The sequence below is a fragment of the Aestuariibius insulae genome, from assembly GCF_040783535.2.
In the GTDB taxonomy this organism is placed as follows: Bacteria; Pseudomonadota; Alphaproteobacteria; order Rhodobacterales; family Rhodobacteraceae; genus Aestuariibius; species Aestuariibius insulae.
Genome location: NZ_JBFONW020000004.1, coordinates 244,027 through 262,286, shown reverse-complemented (window position 1 = coordinate 262,286; position 18,260 = coordinate 244,027). Strand labels below are relative to the sequence as shown.

The following is an 18,260-nucleotide window of genomic DNA, read 5'->3' as shown; positions in this document are numbered from 1 at the left end:
GCCTTCCCGATTGTCGGACCCCATAGCGACCTACGCATAAAGACCGCCCTAATCAAGATCACCCGAGCCGGTATCGCGACGATGACGGATTATGTAGCGGCGTTCCTTCTTGCCCGGGCGTCCCTTGCCGTCGAAAGATGGGTTTGGATCGCTCCGGGGCGGGGGCGGCGGGCTCAGATCCTCATACAATTCCTGCGCTTCAGCAGCGGGGCCGCGACGTTCTCCGATTGCCAGAATGCGTACGACCCGAACGGCACGCCCTTGCGGGAACGTAAGGACCATGCCCGGCCCGACCATCCGCGCCGGTTTCGAAATCGGCGTGCCATCGACGCGCAACCGCCCTTCGCTGACCAGCCGGGTGGCGATGCTGCGCGTTTTGAAAAACCGGGCATGCCACAACCATTTGTCCACCCGAATGGTCGGCGCCGGATCGCCCGTCACTCGGGCTTGAAGCCTTGCAAGGCAGCCGCAAAGGGATTGTCGGGATCGATCTGCTTCTCGCGCCGTGCCGGTTTGGCGGCGAAGGTCTTTGCCTTTTGATCGGCCTTCCCTTTTCCACGCGGCCCGCCTCTGCCCTGCGGCTTAGGCTTGCCTCCCTGCTTGGGCCGCTGCCCTTGCCGCGAAGGCCGGTTGCCGGCCCAGGTGAAGGTGTAGAACACCTCCATCTCAGGTTCTGCCTTAGTGTCCGGCATGGCACTTGCTGCACTTTCGCCCTCGGCATCCACATCAGGGGAAACAGGGGTGGCCGTCTCAGGCTGAGCCGTAGCTGCCGACATCGTCAGCGCATCTGGTGGCATGTCCGGCACGCTTTTAGAGATTTCGGTTGGAATCTCCGGTTGTGGATCCTCCACCGGCGGTGAAAGCGGCGGCGCATCAGGCGTTTCGACCGGTGTTTCCTCCGGCGCCGGCGGCTGTGTCTCATCGGACGGACCGGGCCGTTCCGGATCACCTTGCGCCGCTTTCACCTTCAGCCGTTCGCTCTTCTCGGCCTTGTAGCCAAGGCCTTCCATCAGCTTCGAAAACTGCTCGAGCGTCATTCCGGTGATCGAGAGCATATCGGGATTGGCCTCGAAACCGCCGCGCGTGTCTTGCCCCCGGATCAGATCGGCAAGCCGCTCCAGCATGTCGATCCGGATCGCCCGGTCGCCCGCCGCGCGATAGCCCGCAACGGTCCAATACCCGGACGGCAAACCTTCGGTCACAGGTACCGTCACCAACCCGGGCGGAGGGCTCTCGGGGAATTCCTGCAACTCCTTCGCCAGCGACCACAGCACCAACCGCAGCCGAACCGGTGCGGGCTTCAGCAGAAGCGGCTGAAAGATCGTGAACTGCCCGAACCGCACGCCATGCTTGCGCAAGGCCGCGCGGGCATCCTGCTCCAGCGCCTTCACCTCCGAGGCCACGTCAGCGCGCGGCAGGATCCCCATCGCCTCGACCATCCGGAAGGCAAAGCCGCGTGCAAGACCTGTCAGCGTCTCGTCCTTGGACATCGCCAACAGCGGCTCGAACAGCGTTGCGATCTTGCGGTCGATGAAATGCTGTAGCCGCCGCTTCACCTTTTCGGCGATCTCGGCCCCCGCCTCGTCATCGACAAAGGCGGCGATCTGCGGCTTGAGCGGTTCAGAGCCCGCAACCAGCTTGCCGACCGCCATCTCTCCCCACATCAGGCCGCCCTGCTCGGTAAAGTCGATCTCGGTATCGGGCGCATTATAGAACCGGTCCGCCCGCAGATGCATCTGCGGGACAATAGCGGCAAGCGACGCGGCGCGCAGCGTCTTGGCCTCGTCCGGGCTGGATGCGCTGTCCTGCCGGAACCGGAACCCGTCCAGCTTTCCGACAAACTGCCCTTCGACAGTCACTTCGCCCTTATCGTTCACCTCGGCCATGAGGCGCTCCTTCTGTTTGAGCCGCCGGAGCAAAACGCTGGTCCGGCGATCCACGAATCTTTGGGTCAATGCCCCGTGAAGGGCATCCGATAGGCGGTCTTCTACCGCCCGAGTCTCGCCGCGCCAATGCATTTCATCGCGCGTCCAGCCCTTCCGCTGCGCGACATAGGTCCATGTGCGGATATATGCCAGCCGCTTGGAGAGCGTGTCGATATCCCCGTCGGACCGGTCGATCCGCTTGACCTGGCGGGCCATCCAATCATCGGGCACCTGCCCGTGCTGATGCAGGAACCCATGGATGTCACTCAGCAAACCGGCATGTTCGCTTGCGCTGATCCCCCGAAAATCAGGCACGCGGCAGACATCCCAAAGCAGCCGCACAGACCGAACATCAGAGGCCCGCGCCATCACCTCGGCCTCTTGCGCCAGCGTCTTGAGCGCGGCCAGATCGTCGCTTTCACGCACGCGCGTCAGCCACTCGTCGTCCGTGCGCTCCTCTAGCGAGGCGATCAAAACACCAACCGATCCGAACCGCAGATCGCCGTTCCGCCATTGCAGTTTGCGCACGGGGGCAAAGCTGTGGCTCGTGATCGCCTCCACCACGCCGGGATCCATCTCGGTCACTTCGCCGGTCACGCCGAAGGTCCCGTTGCTCATCCCCCGGCCCGCCCGGCCCGCGATCTGCGCCAGCTCGTTGGGCATCAGGGGCCGCATGCGGCGCCCGTCGAATTTCGTCAGACTGGAGAACGCGACGTGATCAATATCGAGGTTCAGCCCCATCCCGATCGCATCCGTCGCCACGAGGTAATCGACATCCCCGTTCTGATAGAGATCGACCTGCGCATTGCGCGTCCGCGGGCTCAGCGCACCCATTACCACGGCAGCCCCGCCCTTCTGGCGCCGCAGAAGTTCGGCGATGGCGTAAACATTATCGACCGAAAACCCGACAATCGCCGACCGCGGCCGCAGGCGAGAGACCTTCTTGGACCCGCTGTAACTCAGCGTGCTCAGCCGCTCGCGGCCCATGAAATGCACCTTCGGCACCATTGCAGCAATCGCGCTGCGCATTGTCGAGGCGCCCAGAAACAACGTTTCTTTATGCCCCCGCGCATTCAGCAGCCGGTCGGTAAATACATGCCCCCGCTCGGGATCGGCACAGAGCTGGATCTCGTCAATGGCCAGAAAATCGCAGCCCATTCCCTCGGGCATCGCCTCGACCGTGCAGACCCAATAGGCGGCCCGCTCCGGCACGATCCGCTCTTCGCCGGTGATCAGAGCGACGACCGACGGGCCGCGCACAGCCACGATCCGATCATAGACCTCGCGCGCCAGAAGCCGCAGCGGTAGGCCAATGATGCCGGTCGGATAGGCCAGCATACGCTCGATCGCGTAATGCGTTTTGCCGGTGTTGGTCGGGCCGAGAACGGCCGTGATCTGTGCTGTCATGAGGGTCCCCGGCGCGCCGCGCCGTTCAGATCGTTTGCCCGTCGAGCCGGCGTTCGAGCCGTTCGATCGCCCCTGCGATGGAGGGCTCAAGCGGATGAACGGCTGCCGCCGCCTCATAGGCTTCCAACGCGCGAGCGGGTTCTTCCATCGCTTCGAACATGATGGCAAGTCCGGCCATTGCGCCGAAATGGCGCGGCTCAAGAACAAGCGTCTGTCGCAGATCGTCAAGCGCCGGACCGAATAGCCCTAACTCGAAATAGGCCTGCGCCCGTCCCGCATACCCTTCGGCAAAATCCGGCGCATGGTCGACCAGCGCCGAGAAATGATCGAGCGCGGCCTCGGTGTCGCCAACCTCGATCGCTTCGCGACCCCGTTTTACGAGTAAATCCATGGAAGCCGAGCCAGACCTGCCCCATTCGGTATAAATCTGCTCTTCAATCGAAAGATACGTGTCTTCTGTCGCGTCCTGCAGTTGATCGTAAAGCGCATCGAGCTTGCCAGTCTCGGCGACTGCCGCAGTGCTGATCAGTAGGGCGCCTGCCGTCACGATATGTTTGATCTGTCCAAGAGAGCGATACATGATACCGATATTAGCGGAAGACAGCGGCGATGCTAGCCTTGACCGCGTCACAAAATGTAGAGGACGATCCAAAAGATGAGTGATGTCGTGACAGAGGCGGTTGCCGCCCTCAACGCAAAGATGGACGGCGGCTTTGACGGCAAGGCCAAATTCGTGATCGAGGATGAGGGCTCTATCATCATCGACGAGGCCGGCGCGCGCGCAGCCGACGAAGAGGCCGAGGTCACGCTGACCGCCTCGACCGAGACCTTCAAGGCAATCCTCGACGGCGAGGAAAACCCGACCACAGCCTTCATGACCGGTAAGCTGTCGGTCGATGGCGATATGGGTCAGGCGATGAAACTGGCCGGCGTGCTGAGCTGACGCCGATGGAACAGGCGCCCTTCCACCACGATGTCTCCCGCGGCCCCGAAGGCGGCGCCGCCTATTGGTTGCGCACCGAGGACGATCTTCGGATCCGCATCTCGGTCTGGACATCTCCGGACACGCAAAAGGGCACTGTTCTTCTTTTCCCCGGACGCACGGAATACGCTGAAAAATACGGCGTCACCGCCGCCGCACTGGCCGAACACGGCTATTCGTCGGTCGCGGTGGATTGGCGGGGGCAAGGCCTCGCCGATCGCCTCTTGCCCAACCGCGCCACCGGGCACGTGCTGCGCTTTCCCGACTATCAGCTCGACGTGGCCGCCGTCATGGCGGCCCTTCCATCGCTGTCACTGCCCGCGCCCTATAACCTCATCGCCCATTCCATGGGCGGCTGCATCGGCTTGCGCTCGCTGATGGAGGGTCTGGCCGTCGACACCGCCACCTTCTCGGGTCCGATGTGGGGAATCCGCCTGACCCCGCCGCTGCGCCCCGTCGCATGGGGCCTTTCGACCCTGTCGCGCCCGCTGCGCTTCGGTCACATCTATCCCCCCGGCCAGGGCGGAGAGACCTATGTGCTGCGTGCTCCGTTCGAGGATAACACCCTCACCTCCGACGCCGAGATGTTCGATCTGCTCAAAGAACAGCTAATCAATCACCCCGATCTCGCGCTTGGCGGGCCCAGCCTGCACTGGCTGAATGAGGCGCTCCGCGAAATGCGCCACCTCGCCAGCCGCCCCTCGCCCGACATCCCCGCCATCGCCTTTGTCGGAGAGAACGAGCGCATCGTCGACAAGCTTCGGATCAAGGCGCGCATGGACCGCTGGCCCCGAGGCCGGATGGAGGTGATGGAGCGCGGAGAGCACGAGCTTTTGGTCGAACGCGCCGAGATCCGGTCGCGGATCATCGACGAGGCGGTCGAGATGATCGAAAACCCGCCAAAAGCGCTCGCGACCGTCGCCTAACCGGTCGCCTCGCCGATCTGGCGCACCGCTTCGCGCGCACCCTGCGCCATCCAGGAATGCTCGGATCCAACCACGAATGTGGTCAGGCCGTACGCACTGCACTCCGCCGCCTTGGCCGCATTTGGCACCCAGGTCACGAAGCCGCGCCCCTTGGCCGCGCAGGCCTCCCCCACCTTGCGGAAAGCCGCGTCCAGCTCGTCGCTCGACAGATCCCGCTTGCCATAGGCCACCGACAGATCCGCCGGCCCGATGAACAGCGCATCGATCCCGTCCACGCCCGCGATCGCCTCGCAAGCCTCCACACCGGACGGCTCCTCGATCTGCGCGATCACCACCGTCTCGTCCGACTGATCCAGAACCTCGCCCATCCCGCGCGTCGCGAACCCCGCCCAGCGGGTCGAACCGGCAAATCCGCGCCCGCCTTCCCCGAAATGCGCCGCCTTGGCCACGGCGGCCGCGGTCTCGGCGCTACCCACATGCGGCACCACGACGCCCACCGCGCCCGCATCTAGGGCCATTAGAATATTGGCAGGCGTCCCCGCAGGCACCCGCACCAGAGCCGGAAAATCCATCGCCCGGGCCAGCGCAAGGCACGCATCCAGCCGCCCGCGATCAAACGCCGCATGCTCTGCATCGAGGCACAGAAAATCGAGGCCCGTCGGCGCCAGAACTTCGATCATTTCATGCGCCGGGGTCTTCAAAAACGTGCCCACCAGCCGCTCCCGCCCGGTTAGACGCGCCCGAAACCCCGAAATCCGCTTGCCCATCTCATCCTCCTGATCCGCGTCGCGCGACCCTCGCCCCGGCAGATCCGAACATCAACCCAAAGAGGCGAGGAACGGAAAAGCGACGTCGCCCGTTAGCCCTCGAACCACGAGGAGGCGAAGCATGTCCCAACCCCGCAAAACGATTGTCATTCTGGGCGCAGGCGGCAAAACCGGGCTGGAGCTTGTCGCCCAGGCCAGGGCACGCGGCCACCGCGTTCATGCGGTCGAGCATAACACGCCCTTCGACGCCGCCGACGGAAAGGACGTCCTGCATTTCGAACATGACGTCATGACAGACGATCTCGGCGACGCGATGGAGGGCGCGGATGCCGTCCTCTCCGGTCTCGGGATCGCTGCCGGGCCGGACACCGTCTTCAATCCTCCGCCGCTTTACACCGAAGGCACAAGACGCACGGTCGAGGCGATGGAAAAGGCCGGTATCAAACGCCTGATCGTGGTCTCCGCCTCGTTCACGCAGACCCTGTCGCGCGGCCCGATGTGGTTCCGCGGCGCGGCGGCCGTCGGGCTCAAGTCGATCTTCGAGCAGATGAAACAGATGGAATGGTATCTGCGCGGCAAGGACGGCCTCGACTGGACCGCCGTCCGCCCCGGCTGGCTCCTCGAAAAGCCGCTGACCGAGGATTACACCGTCAGCGAGGACGTCATCCCCGACGATCTGATCCGCACGCGCCATGCGGACCTTGCCCATTTCATGCTGACCTGCCTCGAGGACGGCACCTGGATCAAAGGCACGCCCGCCATCGCGAGGCCCGAGGACGCCAGCGTCTCAAGCCCGCTGGCCGTCCTCAAAGAGATGACGGGCTAGCTGTCCATCGCCTCAAGCTCGTCGATCATCCCCTCGATCATCGACAGCCCCTTGTCCCAGAACGCCGGCTCCGACGCATCCAGCCCGAACGGCGCCAAGAGCTCTTTGTGGTGCTTCGACCCGCCCGCTTTCAGCATGTCGAAATACTTCTCCTGAAAGCCTGCATCGCCCTCTTCGTAGACCGCATAAAGCGCATTCACGAGGCCATCGCCGAACGCATAGGCATAGACGTAGAAGGGCGAATGCACGAAATGCGGGATATAGGCCCAGAAGGTCTCGTAGCCGTCCATGAACTCGAAGACGGGACCAAGGCTTTCGCCCTGAACCGACATCCAGATCTCGTTGATCTGATCGGGCGTCAGCTCTCCGCCACGCCGCGCGTCGTGCAGCTTGACCTCGAAATCATAGAACGCGATCTGCCGGACGACCGTGTTGATCATATCCTCAACCTTGCCCGCCAGCAGAACCTTGCGCTCGGCATCGTCCTTGGCCGCCGCCAGCAGCTTGCGGAAGGTCAGCATCTCGCCAAAGACTGACGCCGTTTCGGCCAGCGTCAGCGGCGTGGAGGACAGAAACTCCCCCTGCTCCGCCGCCAGCCGCTGATGCACCCCGTGCCCCAGCTCGTGCGCCAGCGTCATCACATCGCGCGGTTTTCCTAAATAGTTCAGCATCACATAAGGATGCACATCCGTGACGGTCGGATGCGCGAACGCCCCCGGCGCCTTGCCGGGCGTGACGCCCGCATCGATCCAGCCATCGGTAAAGAACGGTTGCGCCAGCTCCGCCATCTTCGGATCGAACCCCGAATAGGCGTCCAGCACGGTGCCCTTCGCCTCGTCCCAGCCGATCTTGCGGTCATCCTCCATCGGCAACGGCGCGTTCCGGTCCCAGACCTGCATCTTGTCCAGCCCCAGCCACTTCGCCTTCATCGCGTAATAGCGGTGGCTCAGCCGCGGATAGGCGGACGTCACCGCATTGCGCAGCGCCTCCACAACCTCCGGCTCGACATGGTTCGACAGGTGCCGAGGCGTCTGAGGCGTCTCGTATTCGCGCCAGCGCTGCTCGATCTCGCCCATCTTGGTGAGCGTGTTGTGCACCCGCGCCACCAGGCCGATATTCTGGCCGAGAACCCGCGCGATCTCCCGCGCGGCAGCCTCCCGCACCGACCGGTCCTGCTCGGTCAGAAGCGTCGTCGCCGCCTCAAGCCCCAACTCCTCGCCGTTCACGGTGAAGGCCAGCCCCGCCATCGTCTCGTCGAACAGCTTATTCCAGGCCGACCCCATCGTCGGCGACAGATCATGCTCGAACTTCTCCAGCTCATCGGACAACTGATAGGGCTTCATCGCCCGCAGACGGTCAAAGACCGGCTTATACCGCGCCAGATCCGTATTCTGCTCCAGCAGCCGCTCAAGATGATCGTCGTTCAGCCGGTTCAGCTCCAGCATCCAGAAGACCAGCGGCGCGGTGTAATTGGTGATCTTTTCCTGACAATCCGAATAGAACTTCGCCCGCTCCGGATCGGTCGTCTTCTGATAATAGGACAGCCCCGCAAACGACATGATACGCCCCGCGATCATGTCGATCTTCTCGTTGCGCTGCACCGCCTCCAGCAGCCCCGCCGCATCGAGCGATGCCAGCTTGCCTTCGTAACCGGCGGCAAAATCGCGAGAGGCCGTCTCGAGCCAATCCAGATCCCGCTTCAGCTCGGGCGCATCCTGCCCTGCATAAAGATGCGACAGATCCCAGACCGGCAGATCCCCGAACGGGCTGTCTCCGGACGTTGCGTTTGCGTCGAATGTACGGGTTTTCATGCGGGCCTCTCCTTTGGCCCCCTAGCTAGGCGAGCTTGCGGCCAAGGAAAACCGGCAAGCGTCCCTTTCACCGTCTTTTCGCGCGGCAAAATGCTTAAAGGCGGTAAAGCCGGGCGGGTGTCTCCGCAAAAATACGCTGGCGGCTCTCCTCATCCGTCACGACATCGAACACCGCGTCCAGCAAAGCGCCCGCATCCGGCATCCGGGCATCCCCCAGCATCAGATGCGGCCAGTCCGACCCCCAAAGGCACCGCTCGGGATTGGCGCGCACCAACGCCTCCACAAACGGCGCGGCCTGGTCATAGGGCGGATCGCAAAGCCGATAGATCGCGCTCAGCTTCACATGCACATGCCCGTCGGCGAGCAGCCGAAGCAGCGTCTGAAACCCCGGCTCCTCGACCCCAAGCGTCAGATCCGGCCAGCCCAGATGATCGATCACCAAGGGCGTCGCAAGCGCCCGGATATCCTGCTCAATCGCCTCCAGATGCGCATGTGTATGCAGCAGCATTTCGATATGCAGATCCCGCTCGGCCAGCGCAGGCGCCAACGCCAAGGCCCCCTCCCAGGACAGCACGCCGCCATGCACATGGTTCAGCCGCACGCCCCTGAGCCGCCAGTCCGGGAACCGGTCCAGCACGGCCCCGTCCGCCTTGTCCGAAACCAGCCCGATCCCGGAAAAGCCCGGGCCAAGCTGCCGAATCGCCTCGACCGTCACTGAGTTATCGAGCCCATAAAGGATCGAATGCACCAGCACCCCGCGCTGGCATCCCAACGCAGAAAGCTGCGCGCGATAGCCCGCAACCGTCGCCGCCAGCCCGATCTCCGGCGGGTCCTCCGCCCGCCCCGGCGCCAAGGCAAACTCGGACCCGATGATATGCGCATGGCTGTCGACCGCCCCCTCGGGCAACGCCTCACGTGGCACCCTGGGCACAGGCAGATCAGCCATAGATCTCGAGCATCTCGTGCAAATCGGTCAATGTATTCGCCTCCTGTATCGGTTTGTCATGCCGCCAGCGCGACATCCGCGGAAACCGCAAGGCAATCCCCGACTTGTGCCGCGAGCTGGACTGGATCCCCTCGAATGCAATCTCGAAGACATGTTCCGGCGTCACCTGCCGCACCGGTCCGAAGCGTTGCAACGTGTTCTTGCGCACCCAGGCGGTGATCTTGCGAAACTCCACATCGGTCAGCCCCGAATAGGCCTTGGTAAACGGCACCAGATCGTTCCCGGACCAGACGGCAAAGGTGAAATCCGTGAAGAGGTTCGCCCGCCGCCCATGCCCCTGCTGCGCATAGATCATCACCGCATCGACCGTCAGCGGATCGACCTTCCACTTCCACCAATCGCCCTTCTTGCGCCCGCTCAGATAGGGGCTCCCCGCCCGTTTGAGCATCAGCCCTTCGGCCCCCAGATCCCGCGAGCGCTCCCGCTCCTCGGCCAGCCCCTCCCAGCTGTCGAACGGTACATCCTCCGAGAGCCGGATCGGAGCATCGCCGGGAAGCCCCCCAACCAGATCCGTCAGGATCACCCGCCGCTCCGCAAAGGGCGTCTGGCGGATATCCTCGCGCCTCCATTCCAGCAGATCATAGGCCTTGAGAATGACCGGGGCCTCCGCCAGCAGCCTTTTCGGCACCGTCTTTCGCCCGATCCGCTTTTGCAGATCGTTGAACGACAGCGGCGCCTCGTCCCGCCAGGCCAGAACCTCCCCGTCCATCACCGTCCCGTCGGGCAGGAAATCGACCAGCCGCGCAAGCTCCGGAAAGCGGTCCGTCATCAGGTCCTCGCCCCGCGACCACAGGTGATGCTGCCCCTCCCGCAAGATGAACTGCCCGCGGATGCCATCCCATTTTCTCTCGGCTTTCCAATCCTCTGGAGCGCCAAGATCATCGAGATCATCCAGCTGATAGGCCAGATAGAACGGATAGGGCTTCGACAGATCCGAGGTCGGATCGTCCGCCAGAACAAGGCTCTCGAACGTCACCGTCTCGGGTGTCCAATCCCCCATCAGCTTGTGCGTGACCTCCGCCTCGTCCTGCTCGGTCGCCCGCGCCAGCGCGCGCGTGACCAGCTTGGCCGACACCCCGATGCGAAAGCCGCCGGTGATCAGCTTGTTAAAGAGAAACCGCTCCGTTGCCGCCAGCCGGTTCCAGGCCTCCAGGACCGCCGCCTTCCGCTCTGCCTCCTCGAGGCCGGAAAGCTGCTTCACATAGGAAATCCAGTAGGATAGCGACTGATCCTCATCTTCTTCCGCCTCCGGAAGAACCAGCGCAATCGTCTCTGCCAGATCGCCGACAATCGGATAGGCCTCCTCGAACAGCCACAGCGTGATCCCTGCCCGCTCTGCCGCCCATTCGCGCAGGAGCGTCGTGTTCACCGACCGCTTCGGCCGCCGCCCGGTAAACAGCGCAACCGTCCATAGCCGATCCTCATCCGGCGCCTCCTGAAAGTAAGACGTCAAAGCCTCGACCTTCCGCGTCGTCTTCGTCGTCTGATCGACAGCAGTAAAGAGCCGGGCGAACCGTTTCACTCCACCACCTCTTCGGCGGCATCCAGCGCCTCGCCTTCATATTCGGTCTCGACAATGGCCGCGTCATACCCTTCGGAGTCCAGCCACCGGCGAAAGATCGACGTATAGCCATGCGTGACGAAGATCTTCTCCGCCCCCGTCTCCCGGATCGCCATGTTCAGCCCCGCCCAATCCGCATGATCGGACATGATGAACCCGCGATCCGCCGCCCGCCTGCGCCGCACTCCGCGCAGCGCCATCCAGCCCGAGGCAAACGCCGTCGAGGCCTGCCCGAACCGCCGCGCCCAAGGCGTCGCAAGCCCCGACGGCGTCGACAGAACCAGCGCCCCGGCATGCGCCTTCACATCCAGATCCGGTGTCACCCGGATCGTGTCCGGCAACGCAACACCCTGACTCCGCAACACCTCGTTCGTGTTCTCGATCGCCCCATGGGTCAGGATCGGCCCGATCGATGGATCCAGCCCCACGAGCAACCGCTGCGCCTTTCCCAGCGCATAGGCGCCGAGCAGGGAAAACCGCCCCTCCGCCGCATTGGCAGCCCACCAGCGATTGATCTCGTCCTTCAACACCGCCTGATCGGTCCAGGTAAAGACCGGAAGGCCAAACGTGCATTCGGTAATGAACGCATGGCACAGCACCGGCTCGAACGGCTCGGACAGGCCATCGGCCACCGTCTTGTAATCGCCCGACGCCACCCAGACCTCGCCCTTATGCTCCACCCGGATCTGCGCCGATCCCGGCACATGACCCGCCGGGTGAAACGACACGGACGCGTCCCCGATCCGCCGCGTCTCGCCATACCGAATGGTCTCTAGCGAAATCTCCCCAAGCCGGTGCCGCATCACGGGCGCCGCAGCTTCGGTCGCCAGATAACGGCCCATCCCGTCGCGCGCGTGATCGGCATGCCCATGGGTGATCAAGGCCCGGTCCACGGGCCGCCAGGGATCGATATAAAAATCACCGGCCGGGCAATAGATGCCCTTGTCGGTGAAGGTCAGTACAGGGTCTTTGGCCATGGCGTGAAAGGATAGAGCATCCCCCGCCCGGGGAAAGAAACTGGATTGCAGACAGACCGCAAAGACAAAGGGCCGGTTCGAAAACCGGCCCTCATGTTCAACAGGTCAGGGGAAAAGGGCCTAGGCCGTCGCCAACATGCCCCGCTCGTCCGCCAGCTCACGCATCCGCGCTTGCAGCTTTTCGAACGCCCGCACCTCGATCTGGCGGATGCGCTCGCGGCTGACATCGTATTGACCCGACAGCTCTTCAAGCGTGATCGCTTTGTCCTGCAAGCGGCGCTGAACCAGGATATCCTTCTCGCGGACGTTCAGGACATCCATGGCCTCGTTCAGCAGCTCGCGGCGGCTTTCCAGCTCGTCCCGCTCCGCATAATCGCCGGCCTGATCGGCATCCTCATCCTCAAGCCAATCCTGCCATTGCGTGGCACTATCGCCATCGCTACCGACCATGGCATTCAGCGACGCATCGCCGCCCGACATCCGCCGATTCATCGAGATGACCTCGGTTTCGGTCACGCCCAGATCATGCGCAATTCGCTGAACATTCTCGGGCCGCAGATCGCCATCTTCCAGCGCGCCGATCCGGCTTTTCGCCTTGCGCAGGTTGAAGAACAGCTTTTTCTGCGCGCTGGTCGTGCCCAGCTTCACAAGGCTCCAGGATCGCAGGATATATTCCTGGATCGAGGCCCGGATCCACCACATGGCATAGGTCGCAAGCCGAAAGCCCTTCTCGGGATCGAACCGCTTGACCGCCTGCATCAGACCGACATTCGCCTCTGAAATCACCTCAGCCTGAGGCAATCCATAGCCGCGATAGCCCATGGCGATCTTCGCCGCGAGCCGCAGATGCGATGTCACCATCTTATGCGCGGATTCAGTGTCTTCCTTCTCCACCCACGCCTTGGCGAGCATGTATTCCTCTTCGGGCTCCAGCATCGGAAACTTACGGATCTGCTGGAGGTACCGGTTCAAGCCCTGCTCTGGCGAGGGGGCGGGTAAATTGGTGTAACTGGCCAAATCTTTCCTCCAATGTTTATTAACTTAACATTGATATGGTGAGTCGATCCAGACCTTACAAGATGTCGCAGGCCAACTGAACCGATTAGTTCAAAATGGGTATACCGATAGGGCTGGCTCCCGTCCAGCCCCTTCTCTGTGTGTTTTTGTCAAGAATTCGTGCAGATTTTGCACAATTCGCTGTTACGTCTTCAGCGCATCCAGCAAACCCTGCATGTCCTGAGGAAGATCCGCGTCAAAACAAAGATCCTCGCCGCTCACCGGATGCACGAAGCCCAGCACGCCCGCATGCAGGGCCTGCCGCGCAAAGCCGCGCACCTGCTCTACCGTCTCCGCGCCAAGCGCCTTTTCCGAAAGCTTGCGCCGCCCCCCATAGACCAGATCTCCGATGATCCCGTGCCCGATATGCGCCAGATGCACCCGGATCTGATGGGTCCGGCCCGTCTCGAGCCTGCACGTGACGCGCGCCGCGCTCTCTCCGAACCGCTCTGCGACCTGTAGACGCGTGACCGCATGGCGGCCAGATCCGAAATAGACCGCCTGCTTCTGCCGGTCGGTCCGATGGCGCGCCAGCCCGGTCGTGATCTTCACTGTCCCGCCTGTCTCGACACTAACCCCGCGTATCCCCCGCAGCCGCGGATCGGCGACATCCGGCACTCCGTAGACCAGCGCCTGATAGACCCGCTCCACGCTATGCGCTTCGAACTGTGCGGCCAGCCCCTGATGCGCCCGGTCGCTCTTGGCGACCACCAGCAGACCCGACGTCTCCTTGTCGATCCGGTGCACGATCCCGGGCCGCGCCACGCCGCCCACGCCCGACAGGTCCGCCCCACAATAATGCAGCAGCGCGTTGACCAGTGTGCCCGACGGCGTGCCCGGCGCGGGATGCACCACCATCCCGGCAGGTTTGTTCACCACGATCAGATCCGCATCCTCGAACACGATCTCCAGCGGGATCGCCTCGGCCTCCATATGGGTGGCCTGCGCCTCAGGCAGAACGATCTCCACCAGATCGCCCTCCGCCGTGCGCGCCTTGGCGTCCTGCATCACCGTCCCGTTCACCTGAACCGCGCCCTCTCCCAACAGCCGCACAAGCTGCGACCGGCTCAGCGCCGCCGCCTCTGGCACATCGCGCGCAAGCGCCTTATCGAGGCGGGGCGGAGGATCAGCAGCGATCCTGAATCGAAGAGGCTCCATGAACGACGCTCCTGACGATCTGCCCGAGCCGGCAAATCTGCGGTTTCTCCGTCGGCTGGTCACGCTCCTGACCGCCGTGATGATCGGAGGGGTTCTACTGATCGTGGCGCTTCTTGTCATGCGGCTTGCGCCGACCGAGGCCGCCCCGATCCTGCCCGACCGAATCACCCTTCCGGATGGCGCGACCGCCACCGGCTTCACCGTTACGGACCGGATGATCGCGATCGTGACCGAGGACAGCCGCATCCTGATCTACGATCCCACCGGCCAGACACTCCGCCAGACGATCCAGATCGAGAACTAGGGGGGTGGTACCAGCGCCCCGGCTCGAACGGGGGACCTCCTGATCCACAATCAGGCGCTCTAACCTACTGAGCTACGCCGGCACACCGCGCGCAATAGCGCCGGGCAAGCTCATTTGCAAGACCGCTCAGGGCGCAAATAGAATCTCCCAATCCTGCTCCACCAGATCACATCCGTAGCTTTGAACCGGCCGCGAAGCGACCCGGATCCACCCAACCTTCGCATAAAGCGCGCAGGCCGCCTCGTGGCTTTCATGGGTCGACAGCCGCATCGCCCCGGCCCCGTTTTCGCGCGCGAACGCCATGCAGGTCTCCAGCAGACGCCGCCCCATCCCGGTCCCGCGCGCCTCCGGCTCTAGCAGAAACAGCCGCAGCCGCGCCCAGCCCGGCTCTTCCATCATGCAAAAGATGCACCCGGCGGGCGCCCCGTCCTGCTCCGCTATCCAGCCGCGCCCGCTTGCGCCTGCAAAGAACCGGTCCAGAACCCCGCGCACGACCGCTCTAAAGCTGTCGTCAAAGCACGCCTCCTGCGCATACAGCGCCGCATGCCGCTCCACGATCCAACCCGCATCCTCCGGGACCGCCGAACGCAGCGCCACCCTTGTCATTTCCATCCGCTCCACGCTAATCCCCTGTCCATGGGTATCAACAACGAACGCGATCTCGAAGCCAACCTGCAAATCGGTCCAACCGACCGGGGCATGGTCCGCCTTTTCATCGAAGGCGGCGGAAGCGAGATCCCCATGGATTTCGACCCCGCAGAGGCCCGCGAAATCGCCGAGGAAATCCTCGCCGCCGCCAAGGCCGCCGACGCGCTCAGATCGAAAAAATAGCTCCCGGATCGCGCAGCCCCTGAAGCCGCCGCGCCGCATGCCGCGCAAACCGCGCCGTCATCGCCTTGCGCCGCGCCGGCGCCAGCTTATCCGCCTCGGGCATCCGGACGATCTCGGCATCATAGGCATCCGCCAGGATCAGACCGCTCTCCAACGGAAGCAACTCTGACGGAAACGCCTCATCCACCCCCCAGAAATACCGGTCGCAAAACTCCAGATACCCCTCCCATTTCCGGTCCGAGGTGAAATCCGCCCGGCTCGACTTGCACTCGACGATCCAGATCTCGCCTTTCGGTCCCAGAGCCATCACATCGACCCGCAGCCCCGGCGCCGGAATGAATTCCTCAAGACAGGCAAAGTCATGGCTCGCCAGATGACGGCAGATCCCCCGCGCCAAAAGCTGGCCGGGCCGAAGAGGATCCAAAGACATATCATCGGGCATGGCTTTCATAATGAACAAAGAGTGAACACAAGACAAGATCCTTCATCTGACCAAAATATGCAAAATCCGACGCTGCGGCATCTCAAACCGCGCTCTGGCCATCGCGGCATCCGCGAGATATCCAGCGCCCATCCTACCCGAAAGGTCGCGCCCCATGAGTTTCGAACAGCCCGGACCGGTCGAGGAAAGCTGGACCGACGCCATTTCCTCAACCGAGGAAATTATTGAGGATGCGCGTAACGGGCGGATGTTCATTCTCGTCGACCATGAGGACCGCGAAAACGAGGGCGATCTCGTCATTCCCGCCCAGATGGCCACGCCCGACGCGATCAATTTCATGGCGACCCACGGACGCGGGCTGATCTGTCTGGCCTTGCCGGGCGAGAGGATCGACGCGCTCGGCCTGCCTCTGATGGCCTCGCAAAACTCCTCGCGCCACGAAACCGCCTTCACCGTCTCGATCGAGGCCCGCGAAGGCGTCACCACCGGCATCTCCGCCGCCGACCGCGCACGCACCGTCTCAGTCGCCATCGACAGCGCCGCGACCGCCGCCGATATCGCGACCCCGGGCCATGTCTTCCCGCTGCGCGCCCGCGACGGCGGCGTTCTCGTGCGCGCAGGCCATACCGAAGCTGCCATCGACGTCTCCCGCCTTGCGGGCCTCAATGCCTCGGGCGTAATCTGCGAGATCATGAACGAAGACGGCTCCATGTCTCGCCTACCTGATCTCGTCGCCTTCGCTCAGCTTCATAATCTCAAAATCGGTACAATCAGCGATCTCATCTCCTACCGCCGCCGGCATGACAATCTCGTGCGGGTCCGCGATCGCCAAACGATCCAGAGTGAATTTGGCGGCGAGTGGGAAATGCGGATCTTCACCGATGAAACCCAGGGCGCCGAGCATATCGCGCTGGTCAAAGGCGATCTGTCCGGGGACGATCCCGTCCTCGTGCGTATGCATGCCCTCGATCCGCTCCTTGATGTCGTCGGCGTCGGCGGCACCGGCCGCGCAGCGGAATTCGGCGACGCGATGAAGATAATCGCCGAGGAAGGCCGTGGCGCGCTCGTTCTTCTGCGCGATCTGCACATGCGCCTTGCCGCAGGCGAGGAAACTTCGCCTCAGACACTCCGGCAATACGGGCTCGGCGCACAGATCCTGTCGTCGCTGGGCCTGTCGAAACTCATCCTCTTAACCAATTCCCCGCAGCCCAAGGTCGTCGGCCTCGATGCCTACGGGCTCGAGATTGTCGCGGTGCGCAAGATATCGGAGATCGGATAATGGCAGGCTCCCAGCACCATGTTTTGGATCGGCCCGGCTTTGACAACCCCGTCAAGCTGCTGATTGTCGTGGCGCCTTATTACAAGGACATCGCCGATGCACTCGTCGCCGGCGCCAAGGCCGAGATTGAGGCCGCGGGCGGCACCCACGATCTGATCGAGGTGCCCGGCGCACTCGAGGTTCCTACCGCCATCGGCATCGCCGAACGGATGAGCAATTTCGACGGCTATGTCGCGCTCGGCTGCGTCATTCGCGGCGAGACGACCCATTACGAGACCGTCTGCAACGACAGCTCCCGCGCGATTACGCTTCTGGGCCTGCAAGGTCTGTGCATCGGTAACGGCATTCTTACGGTCGAAACTCGCGAACAGGCCGAGGTCCGCGCCGAAGTGGACGGCCAGAACAAGGGCGGAGGAGCCGCGGCCGCCGCGCTCCACCTGATCGCACTCTCCCGCAAATGGGGGAAGAAAGGCAAAGCCATCGGCTTTGGCCGCGACATTCTTCTGGCGAGCGACACGGTCTGATGGCGCTCTCGGGAAATCAGAAGCGGCAGATGCGCTCTGCCGCGCGGCTCTTCGCGGTTCAGGCACTCTACCAGATGGAGATGTCGGACCGCACGGTCGAAGCGGTCGTGCGTGAATTCGAGGATCACCGCTTCGGCGAGGTCTTTGACGATTATGAGATGGCCGAAGGCGATCCTGACACTTTCAAGGCCCTTATGGACGGCGCCGTCACCGATCAGGCCCGGATAGACCAGATGACCGACCGCGCCCTCGTCGCCAAATGGCCCATCGCCCGGATCGATCCGACCCTGCGCGCCCTCTTTCGCGCCGCCGGGGCCGAGCTTGTCGGGCGCGATACGCCGCCAAAGGTCGTCATCACCGAATTCGTGGACGTCGCGCGCGCCTTCTTTCCTGACGGCAAAGAGGCCAAATTCGTGAATGCGGTGCTCGATCACATGGCCCGAGAGGCCAAGCCTGAGGCGTTCTGAGCGATCCCGTC

The 18,260-nt window shown here is 63.4% G+C and carries 20 protein-coding genes and 1 tRNA gene; 8 read left to right on the top strand and 13 right to left on the bottom strand.

Annotated features, from left to right (window positions below; translation table 11 throughout):
• Nucleotides 1-48: 48 nt before the first annotated feature.
• From AAD018_RS12840 to AAD018_RS12830, 3 genes are read right to left on the bottom strand one after another with little or no spacing between them, the layout of a single operon-like run.
• A complete protein-coding gene (locus AAD018_RS12840; protein WP_367314484.1) occupies nt 49-441 on the bottom strand; it encodes an RNA-binding S4 domain-containing protein in 393 nt (130 codons plus the stop codon).
• A complete protein-coding gene (locus AAD018_RS12835) occupies nt 438-3,332 on the bottom strand; it encodes a helicase-related protein (protein ID WP_367314483.1) in 2,895 nt (964 codons plus the stop codon). Before AAD018_RS12835 ends, AAD018_RS12840 begins: the two co-directional genes overlap by 4 nt.
• 25 nt (nt 3,333-3,357) lie before the next feature.
• Nucleotides 3,358-3,912, bottom strand: coding sequence for a hypothetical protein (locus AAD018_RS12830; protein ID WP_367314482.1), 555 nt, complete (start codon nt 3,910-3,912; stop codon nt 3,358-3,360).
• 75 nt (nt 3,913-3,987) lie between these two features.
• Here AAD018_RS12830 and AAD018_RS12825 point away from each other — a divergent pair, with 75 nt between their 5' ends.
• The gene (locus AAD018_RS12825; RefSeq protein WP_367314481.1) at nt 3,988-4,275 is read left to right on the top strand and encodes an SCP2 sterol-binding domain-containing protein; all 288 of its coding nucleotides are present in this window, start codon (nt 3,988-3,990) and stop codon (nt 4,273-4,275) included.
• Nucleotides 4,276-4,280: 5 nt separating this feature from the next.
• Complete coding sequence (locus tag AAD018_RS12820) at nt 4,281-5,240, top strand: alpha/beta hydrolase (RefSeq protein WP_367314480.1); 960 nt, start codon at nt 4,281-4,283, stop codon at nt 5,238-5,240.
• Here AAD018_RS12820 and AAD018_RS12815 read toward each other — a convergent pair.
• Entirely contained in the window at nt 5,237-6,007 is a 771-nt protein-coding gene (locus tag AAD018_RS12815; protein WP_367314479.1) for an HpcH/HpaI aldolase family protein, read from the bottom strand. The genes AAD018_RS12820 and AAD018_RS12815 overlap by 4 nt on opposite strands.
• A gap of 121 nt (nt 6,008-6,128) precedes the next feature.
• Here AAD018_RS12815 and AAD018_RS12810 point away from each other — a divergent pair, with 121 nt between their 5' ends.
• Nucleotides 6,129-6,833 carry an NAD(P)-dependent oxidoreductase gene (locus tag AAD018_RS12810; RefSeq protein WP_367314478.1) on the top strand — a complete coding sequence of 235 codons (705 nt, stop codon included), beginning with the start codon at nt 6,129-6,131 and terminating at the stop codon, nt 6,831-6,833.
• On the opposite strand, the gene AAD018_RS12805 is transcribed toward AAD018_RS12810, so the two are convergent.
• From AAD018_RS12805 to AAD018_RS12780, 6 genes are all read right to left on the bottom strand, one after another.
• Nucleotides 6,830-8,644, bottom strand: a complete 1,815-nt coding sequence (locus AAD018_RS12805) for a M3 family oligoendopeptidase (protein WP_367314477.1) — start codon at nt 8,642-8,644, stop codon at nt 6,830-6,832. The genes AAD018_RS12810 and AAD018_RS12805 overlap by 4 nt on opposite strands.
• Before the next feature lie 94 nt (nt 8,645-8,738).
• On the bottom strand, nt 8,739-9,590 hold the full coding sequence (locus AAD018_RS12800; protein WP_367314476.1) for an amidohydrolase family protein: 852 nt from the start codon (nt 9,588-9,590) through the stop codon (nt 8,739-8,741).
• Entirely contained in the window at nt 9,583-11,172 is a 1,590-nt protein-coding gene (locus tag AAD018_RS12795) for an ATP-dependent DNA ligase (protein WP_367314475.1), read from the bottom strand. Before AAD018_RS12795 ends, AAD018_RS12800 begins: the two co-directional genes overlap by 8 nt.
• Nucleotides 11,169-12,188, bottom strand: coding sequence for a ligase-associated DNA damage response exonuclease (locus AAD018_RS12790; protein WP_367314474.1), 1,020 nt, complete (start codon nt 12,186-12,188; stop codon nt 11,169-11,171). Before AAD018_RS12790 ends, AAD018_RS12795 begins: the two co-directional genes overlap by 4 nt.
• Before the next feature lie 120 nt (nt 12,189-12,308).
• The gene (gene rpoH / locus AAD018_RS12785) at nt 12,309-13,205 is read right to left on the bottom strand and encodes an RNA polymerase sigma factor RpoH (RefSeq protein ID WP_367314473.1); all 897 of its coding nucleotides are present in this window, start codon (nt 13,203-13,205) and stop codon (nt 12,309-12,311) included.
• A gap of 183 nt (nt 13,206-13,388) precedes the next feature.
• A complete protein-coding gene (locus AAD018_RS12780) occupies nt 13,389-14,402 on the bottom strand; it encodes an RluA family pseudouridine synthase (RefSeq protein ID WP_367314472.1) in 1,014 nt (337 codons plus the stop codon).
• Here AAD018_RS12780 and AAD018_RS12775 point away from each other — a divergent pair.
• Nucleotides 14,401-14,706 (top strand): DUF6476 family protein, encoded by a 306-nt coding sequence (locus tag AAD018_RS12775; protein ID WP_367314471.1) that lies wholly within the window; start codon nt 14,401-14,403, stop codon nt 14,704-14,706. The two genes, AAD018_RS12780 and AAD018_RS12775, sit on opposite strands and share 2 nt — an antisense overlap.
• 5 nt (nt 14,707-14,711) lie before the next feature.
• Here the strand turns inward: AAD018_RS12775 and AAD018_RS12770 are convergent.
• A tRNA-His gene (locus AAD018_RS12770) sits at nt 14,712-14,788 on the bottom strand.
• Nucleotides 14,789-14,832: 44 nt separating this feature from the next.
• Entirely contained in the window at nt 14,833-15,318 is a 486-nt protein-coding gene (locus tag AAD018_RS12765) for a GNAT family N-acetyltransferase (protein WP_367315191.1), read from the bottom strand.
• 24 nt (nt 15,319-15,342) lie between these two features.
• On the opposite strand from AAD018_RS12765, the gene AAD018_RS12760 reads away from it, so the two are divergent.
• A complete protein-coding gene (locus AAD018_RS12760) occupies nt 15,343-15,537 on the top strand; it encodes a DUF6324 family protein (protein WP_367314470.1) in 195 nt (64 codons plus the stop codon).
• On the opposite strand, the gene AAD018_RS12755 is transcribed toward AAD018_RS12760, so the two are convergent.
• Entirely contained in the window at nt 15,521-15,979 is a 459-nt protein-coding gene (locus AAD018_RS12755; protein ID WP_367314469.1) for an MmcB family DNA repair protein, read from the bottom strand. The genes AAD018_RS12760 and AAD018_RS12755 overlap by 17 nt on opposite strands.
• 154 nt (nt 15,980-16,133) lie before the next feature.
• Between AAD018_RS12755 and ribB the strand changes: the two genes are divergently transcribed.
• From ribB to nusB, 3 genes are read left to right on the top strand one after another with little or no spacing between them, the layout of a single operon-like run.
• Nucleotides 16,134-17,258, top strand: coding sequence for a 3,4-dihydroxy-2-butanone-4-phosphate synthase (gene ribB, locus AAD018_RS12750; protein WP_367314468.1), 1,125 nt, complete (start codon nt 16,134-16,136; stop codon nt 17,256-17,258).
• The gene (locus tag AAD018_RS12745) at nt 17,258-17,782 is read left to right on the top strand and encodes a 6,7-dimethyl-8-ribityllumazine synthase (protein WP_367314467.1); all 525 of its coding nucleotides are present in this window, start codon (nt 17,258-17,260) and stop codon (nt 17,780-17,782) included. The genes ribB and AAD018_RS12745 overlap by 1 nt, the downstream gene beginning before the upstream one ends.
• Nucleotides 17,782-18,249 (top strand): transcription antitermination factor NusB, encoded by a 468-nt coding sequence (gene nusB / locus AAD018_RS12740; RefSeq protein ID WP_367314466.1) that lies wholly within the window; start codon nt 17,782-17,784, stop codon nt 18,247-18,249. Before AAD018_RS12745 ends, nusB begins: the two co-directional genes overlap by 1 nt.
• The last annotated feature ends 11 nt before the right edge of the window (nt 18,250-18,260 follow it).

Bases quoted from the DNA above. Each gene is read 5' to 3' on its own strand.
- AAD018_RS12835 (WP_367314483.1), bottom strand. From the start codon at position 3,332: ATGACAGCACAGATCACGGCCGTTCTCGGCCCGACCAACACCGGCAAA.
- AAD018_RS12830 (WP_367314482.1), bottom strand. From the start codon at position 3,912: ATGTATCGCTCTCTTGGACAGATCAAACATATCGTGACGGCAGGCGCC.
- AAD018_RS12825 (WP_367314481.1), top strand. From the start codon at position 3,988: ATGAGTGATGTCGTGACAGAGGCGGTTGCCGCCCTCAACGCAAAGATG.
- AAD018_RS12820 (WP_367314480.1), top strand. From the start codon at position 4,281: ATGGAACAGGCGCCCTTCCACCACGATGTCTCCCGCGGCCCCGAAGGC.
- AAD018_RS12815 (WP_367314479.1), bottom strand. From the start codon at position 6,007: ATGGGCAAGCGGATTTCGGGGTTTCGGGCGCGTCTAACCGGGCGGGAG.
- AAD018_RS12810 (WP_367314478.1), top strand. From the start codon at position 6,129: ATGTCCCAACCCCGCAAAACGATTGTCATTCTGGGCGCAGGCGGCAAA.
- AAD018_RS12805 (WP_367314477.1), bottom strand. From the start codon at position 8,644: ATGAAAACCCGTACATTCGACGCAAACGCAACGTCCGGAGACAGCCCG.
- AAD018_RS12800 (WP_367314476.1), bottom strand. From the start codon at position 9,590: ATGGCTGATCTGCCTGTGCCCAGGGTGCCACGTGAGGCGTTGCCCGAG.
- AAD018_RS12790 (WP_367314474.1), bottom strand. From the start codon at position 12,188: ATGGCCAAAGACCCTGTACTGACCTTCACCGACAAGGGCATCTATTGC.
- AAD018_RS12775 (WP_367314471.1), top strand. From the start codon at position 14,401: ATGAACGACGCTCCTGACGATCTGCCCGAGCCGGCAAATCTGCGGTTT.
- AAD018_RS12780 (WP_367314472.1), bottom strand. From the start codon at position 14,402: ATGGAGCCTCTTCGATTCAGGATCGCTGCTGATCCTCCGCCCCGCCTC.
- AAD018_RS12765 (WP_367315191.1), bottom strand. From the start codon at position 15,318: ATGGAAATGACAAGGGTGGCGCTGCGTTCGGCGGTCCCGGAGGATGCG.
- AAD018_RS12760 (WP_367314470.1), top strand. From the start codon at position 15,343: ATGGGTATCAACAACGAACGCGATCTCGAAGCCAACCTGCAAATCGGT.
- AAD018_RS12755 (WP_367314469.1), bottom strand. From the start codon at position 15,979: ATGCCCGATGATATGTCTTTGGATCCTCTTCGGCCCGGCCAGCTTTTG.
- ribB (WP_367314468.1), top strand. From the start codon at position 16,134: ATGAGTTTCGAACAGCCCGGACCGGTCGAGGAAAGCTGGACCGACGCC.
- AAD018_RS12745 (WP_367314467.1), top strand. From the start codon at position 17,258: ATGGCAGGCTCCCAGCACCATGTTTTGGATCGGCCCGGCTTTGACAAC.
- nusB (WP_367314466.1), top strand. From the start codon at position 17,782: ATGGCGCTCTCGGGAAATCAGAAGCGGCAGATGCGCTCTGCCGCGCGG.